The sequence below is a fragment of the Actinomyces howellii genome (genome assembly GCF_900637165.1).
In the GTDB taxonomy this organism is placed as follows: Bacteria; Actinomycetota; Actinomycetes; order Actinomycetales; family Actinomycetaceae; genus Actinomyces; species Actinomyces howellii.
In genome coordinates this window covers 1,257,878-1,270,767 of sequence record NZ_LR134350.1, presented here as the reverse complement: position 1 = coordinate 1,270,767, position 12,890 = coordinate 1,257,878, and the positions used below count along the sequence as shown (strand labels likewise).

At 73.7% G+C, this 12,890-nt stretch carries 11 protein-coding genes; all 11 read left to right on the top strand.

Features of this window, described 5'->3' with window-relative positions:
* Window positions 1-75 precede the first annotated feature (75 nt).
* Window positions 76-1,980, top strand: a complete 1,905-nt coding sequence (gene glmS / locus EL245_RS05330) for a glutamine--fructose-6-phosphate transaminase (isomerizing) (RefSeq protein ID WP_126382226.1) — start codon at window positions 76-78, stop codon at window positions 1,978-1,980.
* Window positions 1,981-2,034: 54 nt separating this feature from the next.
* On the top strand, window positions 2,035-3,675 hold the full coding sequence (locus EL245_RS05325; RefSeq protein ID WP_232009886.1) for a bifunctional ADP-dependent NAD(P)H-hydrate dehydratase/NAD(P)H-hydrate epimerase: 1,641 nt from the start codon (window positions 2,035-2,037) through the stop codon (window positions 3,673-3,675).
* 110 nt (window positions 3,676-3,785) lie between these two features.
* Window positions 3,786-5,096 carry an alanine racemase gene (gene alr / locus EL245_RS05320; protein WP_126382225.1) on the top strand — a complete coding sequence of 437 codons (1,311 nt, stop codon included), beginning with the start codon at window positions 3,786-3,788 and terminating at the stop codon, window positions 5,094-5,096.
* A gap of 37 nt (window positions 5,097-5,133) precedes the next feature.
* Entirely contained in the window at window positions 5,134-5,670 is a 537-nt protein-coding gene (gene tsaE, locus EL245_RS05315; protein WP_126382224.1) for a tRNA (adenosine(37)-N6)-threonylcarbamoyltransferase complex ATPase subunit type 1 TsaE, read from the top strand.
* A 4-nt stretch (window positions 5,671-5,674) separates the two neighbouring features.
* On the top strand, window positions 5,675-6,529 hold the full coding sequence (locus EL245_RS05310; protein WP_126382223.1) for a hypothetical protein: 855 nt from the start codon (window positions 5,675-5,677) through the stop codon (window positions 6,527-6,529).
* Window positions 6,530-6,620: 91 nt separating this feature from the next.
* Window positions 6,621-7,334, top strand: coding sequence for a tRNA (adenosine(37)-N6)-threonylcarbamoyltransferase complex dimerization subunit type 1 TsaB (gene tsaB, locus EL245_RS05305; protein ID WP_126382222.1), 714 nt, complete (start codon window positions 6,621-6,623; stop codon window positions 7,332-7,334).
* Window positions 7,331-7,897: a ribosomal protein S18-alanine N-acetyltransferase gene (gene rimI / locus EL245_RS05300; protein ID WP_408608391.1), complete on the top strand. Its 567-nt coding sequence runs from the start codon at window positions 7,331-7,333 to the stop codon at window positions 7,895-7,897. Before tsaB ends, rimI begins: the two co-directional genes overlap by 4 nt.
* Window positions 7,898-8,234: 337 nt before the next feature.
* Window positions 8,235-8,957: a succinate dehydrogenase cytochrome b subunit gene (locus EL245_RS05295; RefSeq protein WP_126384096.1), complete on the top strand. Its 723-nt coding sequence runs from the start codon at window positions 8,235-8,237 to the stop codon at window positions 8,955-8,957.
* Between the two features lie 23 nt (window positions 8,958-8,980).
* Entirely contained in the window at window positions 8,981-10,981 is a 2,001-nt protein-coding gene (locus EL245_RS05290) for a fumarate reductase/succinate dehydrogenase flavoprotein subunit (protein WP_126382221.1), read from the top strand.
* Entirely contained in the window at window positions 10,978-11,751 is a 774-nt protein-coding gene (locus EL245_RS05285) for a succinate dehydrogenase/fumarate reductase iron-sulfur subunit (RefSeq protein WP_126382220.1), read from the top strand. The genes EL245_RS05290 and EL245_RS05285 overlap by 4 nt, the downstream gene beginning before the upstream one ends.
* A 61-nt stretch (window positions 11,752-11,812) precedes the next feature.
* Window positions 11,813-12,859 (top strand): tRNA (adenosine(37)-N6)-threonylcarbamoyltransferase complex transferase subunit TsaD, encoded by a 1,047-nt coding sequence (tsaD, locus tag EL245_RS05280; protein ID WP_126382219.1) that lies wholly within the window; start codon window positions 11,813-11,815, stop codon window positions 12,857-12,859.
* Window positions 12,860-12,890: the final 31 nt, after the last annotated feature.

Genomic DNA, 12,890 nt, shown 5'->3' with positions numbered 1-12,890 from the left:
GATGCCGTGCGTCTCACACCCCTGCCCGCCCGCCCCGATTGAACGAGCGGGGCGTCGCGTGGTTGCATCGGTCCCATGTGTGGAATCGTCGGCCACGTCGGCCCATCGCCCGCTTCTGACCGCACGCTGTCGGTCCTCATGGACGGCCTGGGCCGCCTGGAGTACCGCGGATACGACTCGGCGGGGATCGCCCTGGTCGCACCCGGGCAGCCCGACGGTCCCGTCGTGGTCAAGGCCGCGGGCAAGCTTGACAACCTCCGCGCCGCCCTTGACGAGGCCGCCCCCGCCCCGGCGACCGCGGGCATCGGCCACACCCGCTGGGCCACCCACGGCGGCCCGACGACCGTCAACGCCCACCCCCACCGCGCCGGGCACGTGGCTGTCGTCCACAACGGCATCATCGAGAACTTCCGTCCCCTGCGCGAGGAGGTCGAGGCCGCCGGGCGCGAGCTCGTCTCGGAGACTGACACCGAGGTCGTCGCCCACCTGCTCGACATCGACTTCGCCGGTCGTCTCGAGGCCGCCGGGGAGGCGCTCGACGAGGCCGCAGTCGCCGCTGTCCTCGTGGAGTCGATGCGTGCGGTCGCCGCCCGGCTCGAGGGTACCTACACGCTCCTGGCCGTCACGCCCCTGGCGCCCGGGGCGATCGTCGCCTCCCGCTCGACGAGCCCCCTGGTCATCGGCCTGGGGGAGGGGGAGAACTTCCTGGGCAGCGACGTCGCCGCCTTCGTCGCCTTCACCCGGAGCGCCGCCGAGGTCGAGGACGACCAGGTCGTCCTCGTCACCGCCGAGGCGGTCACCGTCTGGGACGCCGAGGCCAGGGTCGTCGAGCCCGCCACCTGGGAGGTCTCCTGGGACGCCTCGGCCGCCGTCAAGGGCGGCTACGCGACCTTCATGGACAAGGAGATCCACGAGCAGCCCACCGCCGTGGCCGACACCCTGCGCGGGCGCGTCGACGAGCGCGGCGAGCTGGTCCTCGACGAGATGCGCATCGACCCCGCCGTGCTGCGCCGCGTCGACAAGATCATCGTCATCGCCTGCGGGACCGCCGCCTACGCCGGTCACGTGGCCAAGTACGCCATCGAGCACTGGTGCCGGATCCCGGTGGAGGTCGAGCTCGCCCACGAGTTCCGCTACCGGGACCCGGTGGTCAGCGAGAAGACCCTGACCGTGGCGATCTCCCAGTCCGGCGAGACGATGGACACCATCCAGGCCGTGCGCCACGCCCGCGAGCAGGGGTCGAAGGTGCTGGCCATCGTCAACACCTACGGCTCGACCATCGCCCGCGAGGCCGACGCGGTCCTGTACACCCACGCCGGCCCGGAGGTCGCCGTGGCCTCGACCAAGGCCTTCCTCGCCCAGATCACCGCCTGCTACCTGCTCGGTCTCTACCTGGCCCAGCTGCGCGGCAACAAGTGGCCCGACGAGGTCGCCGACTACCTGACCGACCTCGGACGCATGCCCGACAAGATCCAGCAGGTCCTCGACACCCAGGCCGAGACGGTCCAGGCCCTGGGCGCCGAGCTCGCCGACCGGCCCTCCTTCCTGTTCCTGGGGCGCCACGTCGGGTTCCCGGTGGCGCTCGAGGGAGCGCTCAAGCTCAAGGAGCTCGCCTACGTCCACGCCGAGGGCTTCGCGGCCGGAGAGCTCAAGCACGGCCCGATCGCGCTCATCGAGGAGGGCCTGCCGGTCTTCGTCATCGTGCCCACCCCGCGGCGCCCGGTCCTCCACGACAAGGTGATCGCCAACATCCAGGAGATCCGTGCCCGCGGCGCGCGCACCATCGTCATCGCCGAGGAGGGTGACGAGGCCGTCGCGCCCTTCGCCGACGACGTCATCCGCGTCCCGGCCACCCCGACCCTCATGTGGCCGCTGCTCACCGTCGTGCCCCTCCAGGTCTTCGCGGCCGCCCTGGCCACCGCCAAGGGACTGGACGTCGACCAGCCGCGCAACCTCGCCAAGTCCGTCACCGTCGAGTGAGCGCGGGCCCTCAGGTCCCGTGCCGTGCGGCGCCGGGCGCGCGATGATGGGGGCGTGAGCACGACAGCGCCCGTCCCCACGCTCGACGCACTCGGCGCCCACCCCGCCCGCGCCGTGGCCCAGGCCGAGAGGCCCCTGACAGCGGGCACCGACCGCTACATGAAGGCGGCGGCTCATGCCGTGGCCCGCGCCGCCGTCGAGGAGCTGCGTGGTCGGGCCCCCGCGGTCCGCCGCCGCGGGACGCGACCGGCCGTGGCGGGCTCACGCGTGCTCGTCCTGGCCGGCGGGGGGCACAACGGTGGCGACGCGCTGCTCGCGGGCGCCCTGCTCGCACGGCGCGGCTGCCACGTGAGCGCCGCCCTCGTCACCGCCCGGGCCCACCCGGCTGCGATGGCCGAGGCCCTGGCGGCCGGGGTGCGCGTGGCGCCCGACCCCCTCGCCGAGGCTGAGGCCTTCGCCGGGGCCCCGGGGCCCGCCGCCCGCGCACCGGCGCTCGTCATCGACGGCCTGACCGGCATCGGTGCCTCCGGGCCGCTGCGACCCGGGGCCCGTGAGCTCGTCGCAGCGCTCCTGCGCGCAGGAGGGCCGGGCCGCAGACGCTTCGGCGTCCTCGCCGTCGACCTGCCCAGCGGGGTGGGGCCCGACGACGGCGTCCTGGCGGGACCGGTCCTGCCGGCCGATCGCACCGTCACCTTCACCTGCCTCAAGGGCGCGCACCTGCTGGGTCCGGCGGCCCGCGTGACCGGGAGGGTCGAGGTCGTCGACCTCGGCCTGCCCGTCCCCGAGGGCGCGCCCCTGGCCCGCCGGCCGCTGGACGGGGAGCTCGGCGCCCTGCTGCGGCCCCCGGGCTCCGCCGACCACAAGTACACCCGCGGCGTCGTGGGTGTCCGGGCCGGCTCGGTCACCTACCCCGGCGCCGCGGTCCTCAGCTGCGCGGCCGCGGTCCGCACGGGCGCGGGCATGGTGCGTCTCGACGCACCGGCCAGGGTGGTCGACCTCGTCCTGGCCTCCCGTCCCGAGGTGGTGGCGGCCCCGGGCCGCTGCCAGGCCAGGGTCCTCGGCCCGGGTGTCGAGGGCTCCGAGGCGGGCTGGGACAACCAGGTCGCGGCGGTCCTCGAGCCGAGGGGGCCGGTGCTGCCCACGGTCCTCGACGCCGGGGCGCTGGCCCCCCTGGCCAGGCTCGTCAGGGCCGGGGGCCGGTGCGGCGACCGGCACGTGCTCGTCCCGCACGCCGGGGAGGCCGCCGCCCTGCTCACCGGCCTGGACCGGCCGGCCGGCCGTGAGGCGGTCGAGGCCGACCCGGCGGGGGCCGTGCGGACCCTGGCCGCCCTGACCGGTGCCACCGTCGTGCTCAAGGGCTCGCCGACCCTCGTCGCCGCCCCGGGGGAGCCGACGCTGCTCAGCCTCGACGCCGGGCCGCCGTGGCTGGCGACGGCGGGCAGCGGCGACGTCCTGGCCGGCGTCCTGGGCGCGGTCCTGGCCTCGGCCGAGGCCAGGGCGGAGCAGGGGGGACAGACCCTGCGGCCCGAGGCCTGCGCGGCGCTGGCCGTGCGGCTCCACGCCCTGGCCGGCGCCCTGGCCTCCGGGTGGGCCGGGCCGGGCACCGGCCACCCCGTCGCCGCCGGCGACCTCCTCGACCACCTGCCGGGGGCGTGGGAGGCGCTGCGGTCGGAGGCCGACCGGGCGAGCGCCTGAAGCCAGCCGGCCCCGTGGCGCGGCGCGCAGGAGGCCGGCGCGGCGCGGCACCGGGGGCGGGGAGGGGCGCGCAGCCTCCGGCGGGCGGTCGGCGGTGGCAGAATCGGGGTGTGAGCACCTGTCCCGACTTCACCGCCGCCACCTCCCGGGCCGTGGTCGACCTCGACGCCATCGCCCACAACGCCCACGTCCTGTCGGCGGTCGCCGGGGTTCCGTGGATGGCCGTGGTCAAGGCCGACGCCTACGGGCACGGGCTGATGCCGGTGGCCCTGACCTGCTTGCGGGCCGGCGCGACCTGGCTCGGCGTGGCACAGCTGGGCGAGGCCCTCGAGCTGCGCAGGATGCTCGACGCCGCCGGCCTGGCCAGGCCGGCCGAGGGGCCCGACGGGGTCCCCCAGCCCGAGGCGCCCCGGCTCATGTCCTGGCTGGCCCCTGTCGTCGACCCGCAGGACGCGGGCGAGCCGGGCTCCCCCCTGCGCGCCGCCCTCGATGCCGACCTCGACCTGTCGGCCTCCACGGTCGAACAGCTGTGGGCCCTGCGCGCCGCCTGCCGTGCCCACCTTGAGGCCGGCGGGGCCCCGGGGAGGGTCCACCTCAAGGTGGACACCGGGATGTCTCGCTCGGGGGCCGTCGCGCAGGACCAGCCGGCCCTGGCCGAGGCGGCCCGGGAGGCACAGGACGAGGGGGTGCTCGACGTCGTCGGGCTGTGGAGCCACCTGTCGCGCGCCGACGAGCCGGGCTGCGGCTCCACCGAGGACCACCTCGCCCGCTTCCTCGACGCAGAGCGCGTCGTGCTCGAGGCCGGGCTGGCGCCCCGCGTGCGCCACCTGGCCGCCACGGGTGGGCTCTTGTGGCACCCCGACACGAGGCTCGACCTCGTGCGGGTCGGTATCGGCCTGTACGGGCTGTCCCCGAACCCGCAGGTCGCCACCGGCCAGGCGCTCGACCTGCGCCCGGCCATGCGCCTCGAGGCGCCCCTGGCTCAGGTCAAGCGGATCCCGGCCGGCCAGGCGGTGTCCTACGGCGGGACGTGGAGCGCCCCGACCGACCGCTGGGTGGGCCTCGTCCCGCTGGGCTACGGCGACGGCCTGCCCCGCGCCGCCTCGGGAACCGGACCGGTGGCGGTCGCAGGGCTGCGCACCACCATCGTGGGCCGGGTGTGCATGGACCAGGTCGTCGTCGACCTCGGCCCGGCCGTGGAGGTCGCCGGCCCTCGGGCCGGTGCACCGATCCCCCCACCCGCCCGGGCCGGGGACCTGGCGGTCCTGTGGGGTGACCCCGGGGCGGACCCGACGGTCCCCGGCGTCGATGACTGGGCGCGGGCCTGCGGCACGATCAACTACGAGATCGTCACGAGGCTGGGCCCCCGCGTGCCGCGCTGCGCCACCGGCCGCTTCCGTGAGACCGTCACCCAGGAGTGAGCCTCCTGCCCCCGCCTCCAGACCCTCAGGAGAACCCATGACCTCCACGCCCGCAGGCACGGTCCGCGTCGTGACAGCCGACGCCGACGGCACGCGCGCCCTCGGGGGGCGCCTGGCCGCCCTGCTGCGGGCGGGCGACCTCGTCATGCTCTCCGGCGGGCTGGGCGCAGGCAAGACGACCCTCGCGCAGGGCGTCGGTGCCGCGATGGAGGTCCGGGGCAGGGTCGCCTCCCCGACCTTCATCATCGCCCGGGTGCATCCCGCCCTGGGAACGGGGCCCGACCTCGTCCACGTCGACGCCTACCGCCTGGGCTCCCTCGAGGAGGTCGACGCCCTCGACCTCGACTCCTCCCTCGAGGAGTCCGTGACGCTGGTGGAGTGGGGCGAGGACAAGGTCGAGGCGCTGTCCGACAACCGCCTCGAGGTCCTCATCACCCGACCCCACGGGGGCCTGGCCGGGGGGACCGCCGGGACGGCCGACCTCGAGCACGTCGACGACGGCCGCCGGGAGGTGACGGTCACCGCGCTCGGGCCGCGCTGGGCAGGTGTCGACCTGTCGGTCCTGCGAGGATGAGCCCGTGCCGGGCCGTCTGACCCCCCTGGTCCTCATCGCCACGGCGGTCGTCCTGGCGCTGGGCGGGCAGTGGGCGGTGGTCGGCCGTGTCGCCGGCGCCCCGGCGGCGGCGAGCGACCGGACCGCGTCGGCGCAGGACACGGGCGCTGCGGCCTCCGCCGCGCCGTCGACGACACCGGCCCCCGCCTCCGGCGAGGCGACGACGGCCGCGGCCCAGGCCCTCGCCCAGGACTGGGTGGACAGCGAAGGATCCGACCTCGTGGCCCGCTCACTGGGACCCGGGGCGAGCACCGGCACCCTCATCCAGGCCCACGCCTGGGCTCCCGGCTTCCTCGACGGCTCGGCCCCCTACGCCGCCCCCGTGCCCCAGCCCGTGTGGGCCGCCACGGTCGAGGTCGGGGGAGAGCCGACCGCGGTGCTCGTCATCCGGGTCGGGTCGCAGGACGCCGACGGCGCCGCGGAGCCCGGCGGGGTCAGCGGGGTGCTCGTCGACGACGCGGACCTCGCCACGGGCCTGGCGGGTCTGGAGCCCCAGGAGGTGGTCGTGCACGAGGCCGTCGACCCAGGGGGGATCAGCCGCCAGGACGCCTGGTACGCGGTGGCCAGGCGCACCGTCAGGGCGCTGGGCTCGGCCGCCTCGGGATGTCTGGCGGGCGTCGTCCCGATGGCCACCTACTCCGCCGTCCTGCGGGACCGTTCCTCCCCGACCGCCGTGGCGGCCGAGCAGCCGAGACAGGACGAGGGCGGCTCGGACCTGGCCGTCTGGCTGACCAGCGCCGGGGTGCTCCTCATCGGGCTGACGATCCTCGTGCTCACGATCCGTCACGAACGGCGGGTCATGGCGCCCTTGCGCGGCTGAGGCGCCGGTGCCCCCGCCCGCGGCCGGGGCTGGCAGGCGACCGTGCTGGCCGTTGAGCAGGTTCGGCGAGCCGATCATCTAGGCTGAGCACGTGCGCATCGTGTCCATCGACTCCTCCCTCGGCACCCAGCTCGTCGTCGCCGAGGTCCACCCCGCGCCGACCGGGCTGGGCCTGAGGGTCCTGGCCCGTGCCGCCCAGGAGGACCCCCGTCGGCACGCCGAGTCCCTCGGACCGATGCTCCAGGCCGCTCTCACCGACCCGGCCGTGGCCGGCCACGACCTCGACGCCGTCGTCGCCGCGACGGGGCCCGCCCCCTTCACGGGGCTGCGCGCCGGGCTGGTCGCCGCCCGGACCCTGGGGCGCGCCAGGACCCTGCCCGTCCACGGCGTCCCCAGCCTGGACGCCGTGGCACGAGCCGCCCTCGACGAGCTGGCCCAGGAGGGCGCTGACGACGCCGGTGCCACGGTGCTCGTGGCCACCGACGCCCGGCGCTCAGAGGTCTACACGGCCAGGTACCGGGCCAAGGGACCGGACGACGTCGACAGGCTCAGCCCCTTCGAGGTCCTCGACCCGGCCCGTGTCCTCGACGGGGACCCGGTTGACGCCGTCGCCGGATCAGGAGCCGCCCTCTACGACCAGATCGCGCAGGGACGCCGGGTCCTGGCACCGGTGTCGGGCGACGCCCGCACCCAGGTGCGGATCGCGGTCTCCCGCCTGTCCCAGGGTCTGGTCCTGGGCACCGAGCCCCTCTACCTGCGCCACGCCGACGTCCAGGTGCCGGCAGGACGCCAACGGCTCCGATGACACGACGCCGCGCCAGGGCCCCGCGGGAGCCTGCCGGACTGCCGGCGGGCACGGTCATGCGGCCCATGACCGGCTCCGACGTCGAGACGGTCGTCGCGCTCGAGCGCGTCCTGTTCCCCGGGGAGGCCTGGAGCCGGGAGCTCATCGCCTCCGAGGTCGCCGCCTCCTGCGCCCAGGTGCCCGACAGGCGCTACCTCGTCGTCGAGCGCGACAGCCCGCAGGGGCCGACCCTCCTGGGCTACAGCGGGCTGTGGTTCGGGGACGGCAAGGGCGACGCCGACCTGCTCTCCATCGCCACGGTCCTCGCGGCCCGGCGTCAGGGCATCGCCTCGGCGATGCTCACCGAGCTCGTGTCCACCGCGCGTGAGGCGGGCTGCCGGGCCGTCCTGCTCGAGGTCAGGGAGTCCAACCTCGCGGCGCGGTCCCTCTACGCGCGCCACGGCTTTGAGCCGATCGGCACCCGCCGGCGCTACTACCTGGCCCCCCTCGAGGACGCCGTGGTCATGCGCCTGCCCCTCCAGCCCGGTGCACAGCCAGGACCGGTCGGCGCCGAGCACCTCTGAGCACCCTCATCACGTCGGTGCAGGTCGGAGGGCAGGTCGGAGGGCAGGTCGGAGGGGCGTGGAGCCGCTCGCGGCCGCGACCTATTTGCCTGACATACGCGTCACGAAAAAGGGTGCCGTCTGCGCTTCTCAGCGCTTCGCGACACCGGGGTCCCGGCGACCGGATCCTGCCTCCAGGGGGCACTTTCTCCCGTGCTGGCAACGGTGCCGGACGGCGGCGTCGAAGCCGGTGCGCAACCGGGGCCTGCCGTGGCCCGGCCCCGGCTAACCTGACGCCGTGGCCACAACTCCTGCTCCCTCCCCGAAGAAGAGGACCGCGTACTCGACCACGGTCTTCATGAAGCGCCTCATGGCCTGGTCGGGCCTCTTCTTCCTCGTCTTCGTCCTGTTCCACGCCTACGGCAACCTGCACTACTTCGAGGGCGAGATCGCCTACGACCACTACGCCTACTTCCTGCGTGAGCTGCTCGTGCCGATCGTTCCCCACGGCGGCGTGCTGTGGATCCTGCGGGTCCTGCTCCTGGCCTGCCTCCTGGCCCACGCCGGCAGCGCCTTCCACCTGTGGGCGCGCAACCGCCGGGCACGCGGCACCGACAAGTACGCCGTCAAGAAGGCCGGCGCGGAGTACTTCGCGTCCCGTTACGCGATGCGCACCATGCGCTGGGGAGGCGTGATCCTCCTGCTGTTCATCGTCTGGCACATCCTGCAGTTCACCACCTTGTCCCTGACGCCGGGAGGGCAGTACGTCCACGGCCGGGCCTACATGAACATGTACTACGGCTTCCAGCTGTGGTGGGTCTACCTCATCTACGCCGTCGCCCTGGCGGCCCTGTGCCTGCACGTGTGGCACGGCGTGTGGTCGGCCCTCCAGACGCTGGGGGCGACCCGCGGCGGCACCGTCCCCCTCGTGCGCCTGGTCGCCTTCGTCGTCGCCTTCGGCCTGTTCGCCGCCTTCATGGTCGTGCCCACCGCGATCCTCTTCGGGCTCACCGACGCGCCCATGGACGCGGCCGAGTACGCGATGAGGGCCGCCGAGGCCGGTATCGGATCTTCCCACTGAGAGCCCACTGAGAGTGAACCCCCATGACTGAGCTCATCGACGGCCTGTACACCGAGGGCGAGAAGATCGCCGACACGAAGGCCTCCCACGACGTCCCGATCGCCCGGCGCTGGGAGCAGCGCAAGTTCGACGCCAAGCTGGTCAACCCCGCCAACCGGCGCAAGCTCGACATCATCGTCGTCGGCTCCGGCCTGGCCGGCGGGGCGGCGGCCGCCTCGCTGGGGGAGCAGGGCTACAACGTCAAGGTGTTCTTCTACCAGGACTCCGCCCGGCGCGCCCACTCCATCGCCGCCCAGGGCGGTATCAACGCCGCGAAGAACTACCGCAACGACGGCGACTCCGTCCACCGCCTCTTCTACGACACCGTCAAGGGAGGGGACTACCGCGCCCGGGAGGACAACGTCTACCGCCTGGCTGAGGTCAGCGCGAACATCATCGACCAGTGCGTCGCCCAGGGCGTGCCCTTCGCCCGGGAGTACGGGGGCCTGCTCGACAACCGCTCCTTCGGCGGCGTGCAGGTCTCACGTACCTTCTACGCCCGCGGCCAGACCGGCCAGCAGCTCCTCATCGGCGCCTACCAGGCCCTTGAGCGGCAGGTGCACGCCGGCACGGTCACCGAGTTCCGCCGCCACGAGATGGTCGAGCTCATCGTCGTCGACGGCCGCGCCCGGGGCATCGTGACCCGGGACATGGTCTCGGGGGAGATCGAGACCCACCTGGCCGACGCGGTCGTGCTGGCCACCGGCGGGTACGGCAACGTGTTCTTCCTGTCGACCAACGCGATGGGCTGCAACGCCACCGCCGTGTGGCGGGCCTACCGCAAGGGCGCCTACTTCGCCAACCCCTGCTACACCCAGATCCACCCCACGTGCATCCCGCAGTCGGGCGACTTCCAGTCCAAGCTCACCCTCATGAGCGAGTCGCTGCGCAACGACGGGCGCATCTGGGTGCCCAAGAGGGCGGAGGACTGCGACAAGGACCCGCGCGAGATCCCCGAGGAGGACCGCGACTACTACCTCGAGCGGATCTACCCCGCCTTCGGCAACCTCGTGCCCCGCGACATCGCCTCCCGTCAGGCCAAGAACATGTGCGACGAGGGCCGCGGCGTCGGCCCGGCCATCAAGGAGCGCGACGCCGCCGGCAACGAGCGGCTCATGCGGCGCGGGGTCTACCTCGACTTCTCCGAGGCCATCGAGCGCCTGGGTGTGGCCGCTGTCTCGGCCCGCTACGGCAACCTGTTCGAGATGTACCAGCGCATCACCGGGGACGACCCCTACGAGGTGCCGATGCGCATCTACCCCGCGGTCCACTACACGATGGGCGGGCTGTGGGTCGACTACGACCTGGAGTCCAACATCCCGGGCCTGTACGTCGCCGGGGAGGCGAACTTCTCCGACCACGGCGCCAACCGCCTCGGGGCCTCGGCGCTCATGCAGGGCCTGGCCGACGGCTACTTCGTCCTGCCTGACACGATGAACGACTACCTCGCCGACATGCTCCGCGAGGGCAAGGTCGACCCCGCCGCCCCCGAGATCGAGGAGGCGCGCGCCTCGGTCCAGGACCGCATCGACCGTCTCATGGCGCTGCGCGGCACCCGGTCGGTCGACGACTTCCACATGGCCCTGGGGCGGATCATGTGGGAGTACTGCGGCATGGAGCGCCGCGAGGAGGGGCTGCGCGAGGCGATCGTGCAGATCCGTGCCCTCAAGGAGGAGTTCTGGCGCGACGCCCGCGTGACCGGTGAGGCCATGGAGCTCAACCAGGCTCTGGAGAAGGCAGGGCGGCTGCTCGACTTCTTCGAGCTCGCCGAGCTCATGTGCATCGACGCCCTGCACCGCCGGGAGTCCTGCGGCGGGCACTTCCGTGCCGAGTCCCAGACCCCCGAGGGGGAGGCGCTGCGGCATGACGATGAGTTCCTCTACGTCGCCGCCTGGGAGTGGGGCGGGGAGGGGCAGCCCCCGATCCTCCACAAGGAGGACCTCATCTACAAGGACATCGAGCTCAAGCAGCGGAGTTACAAGTGAACATCAAGCTCAAGATCTGGCGTCAGAAGAACCAGACGTCCCCCGGCCGCTTCGAGGAGTACTCCCTCATCGGCGTCGAGGAGCACATGAGCTTCCTCGAGGTCCTCGACCTGCTCAACGAGCAGCTCTTCGCCGAGGGCAAGGAGCCGGTGGCCTTCGACTCGGACTGCCGCGAGGGCATCTGCGGGCAGTGCGGCGTGGTCATCAACGGCCAGGCGCACGGGCCGATCCGCTCGACCACCTGCCAGCTCCACATGCGCCACCTCGCGGAGGACCCCTCCTTCAAGGACGGCTCGACCATCACCATCGAGCCGTGGCGCTCCACCGGCTTCCCGGTGCTGCGCGACCTCATCGTCGACCGTTCGGCACTCGACCGCATCATCCAGGCCGGCGGCTACATCTCGGTCAACACCGGGGCGGCCCCGGAGGCCCATGCCGCCCCGGTCCAGAAGGAGAAGGCCGACGCCGCCTTCGAGGCCGCGGCCTGCATCGGCTGCGGTGCCTGCGTGGCGGCCTGCCCGAACGCCTCGGCGATGCTGTTCACCGGCGCGAAGATCGCGCACCTGGGTCTGCTCCCGCAGGGCCAGCCCGAGCGCCTGGCCCGCGTGGTCTCGATGCTGGGACAGCACGACGCCGAGGGCTTCGGCGGGTGCACGAACATCGGTGAGTGCGCCGCCGTGTGCCCCAAGTCCGTCCCCCTGGAGGTCATCACCCGGCTCAACCGGGACCTGGGCCACGCCCTGTGGAAGGGACAGCGGGCTCACGCCTGAGCGTCGTCGGCTCGTGCCACGGGAGACGACGGGGCGCCCCGGGGCGATAGGCTGGGGGACCGTGAGCGAACCACTGATCCTGGGCATCGAGTCCACCTGTGACGAGACCGGCGTGGCTCTCGTGCGCGGCCGCGAGCTTCTCGGCGACGTCGTGGCCACGTCGATGGACGAGTACGCGCGCTTCGGCGGGATCATCCCCGAGATCGCCTCCCGGGCCCACCTCGAGGCATTCGTCCCCACCCTCGACGCGGCGCTGGCTGCCGCCGACGTCGACCTGAGCGAGGTCGACGCGGTGGCCGTGTGCGCCGGCCCGGGGCTCATCGGGTCCCTGACGGTCGGGGTCACGGCCGCCAAGTCCCTGGCCGCGGCGCTGGGGCGCCCCGTGTACGGCGTCAACCACGTCATCGCTCACCTCGCGGTCGACGAGCTGGTCGACGGCCCGCTGCCCGAGCGCTTCATCGGCCTCATCGTCTCGGGTGGGCACTCCAACCTCCTGCGCGTGGCCGACATCGCCACCGACGTCGTCGAGCTGGGCGGGACCCTCGACGACGCCGCGGGGGAGGCCTTCGACAAGGTCGGCCGCCTGCTCGACCTGCCCTACCCGGGAGGCCCTCACGTCGACCGCCTGTCCCAGTCCGGGGACAGGGGCGCCATCCGCTTTCCGCGTGGACTCGAGGCGGCCAAGGACCGCCAGCGGCACCGCTACGACTTCTCCTTCTCCGGTCTCAAGACCGCCGTGGCCAGGTACGTCGAGTCCCTTGAGGAGGCCGGGCGCGAGGTACCGCGGGCGGACGTGTGCGCGGCCTTCTCCGAGGCGGTCAACGACTCCCTGACCGCCAAGGCGGTCCAGGCCTGCCTCGACCACGACTGCCCGGCCCTCGTCGTCGGCGGCGGCTTCTCGGCCAACTCACGCCTGCGTGCGCTGGCGTCCGAGCGCTGCGAGGCGGCCGGGATCGAGCTGCGGATGCCGCCCCTGCGCTACTGCACCGACAACGGCGCCCAGATCGCCGCGCTGGGCGCGGCGGCGGTGCGCGCGGGGGTCGAGCCCTCCCCGATGGGCTTCGCCCCCGACTCGGGCATGGGGCTGGAGGTCGTCGTCGCGCACTGACGCGCACTGACCTCGTGCGCCGCCCGGCTCC

Excerpts from the sequence above, each read along its gene's own strand:
- glmS (WP_126382226.1), top strand. The coding sequence starts at position 76 with ATGTGTGGAATCGTCGGCCACGTCGGCCCATCGCCCGCTTCTGACCGC.
- EL245_RS05290 (WP_126382221.1), top strand. The coding sequence starts at position 8,981 with ATGACTGAGCTCATCGACGGCCTGTACACCGAGGGCGAGAAGATCGCC.
- rimI (WP_408608391.1), top strand. The coding sequence starts at position 7,331 with ATGACACGACGCCGCGCCAGGGCCCCGCGGGAGCCTGCCGGACTGCCG.
- tsaE (WP_126382224.1), top strand. The coding sequence starts at position 5,134 with ATGACCTCCACGCCCGCAGGCACGGTCCGCGTCGTGACAGCCGACGCC.
- EL245_RS05295 (WP_126384096.1), top strand. The coding sequence starts at position 8,235 with ATGAAGCGCCTCATGGCCTGGTCGGGCCTCTTCTTCCTCGTCTTCGTC.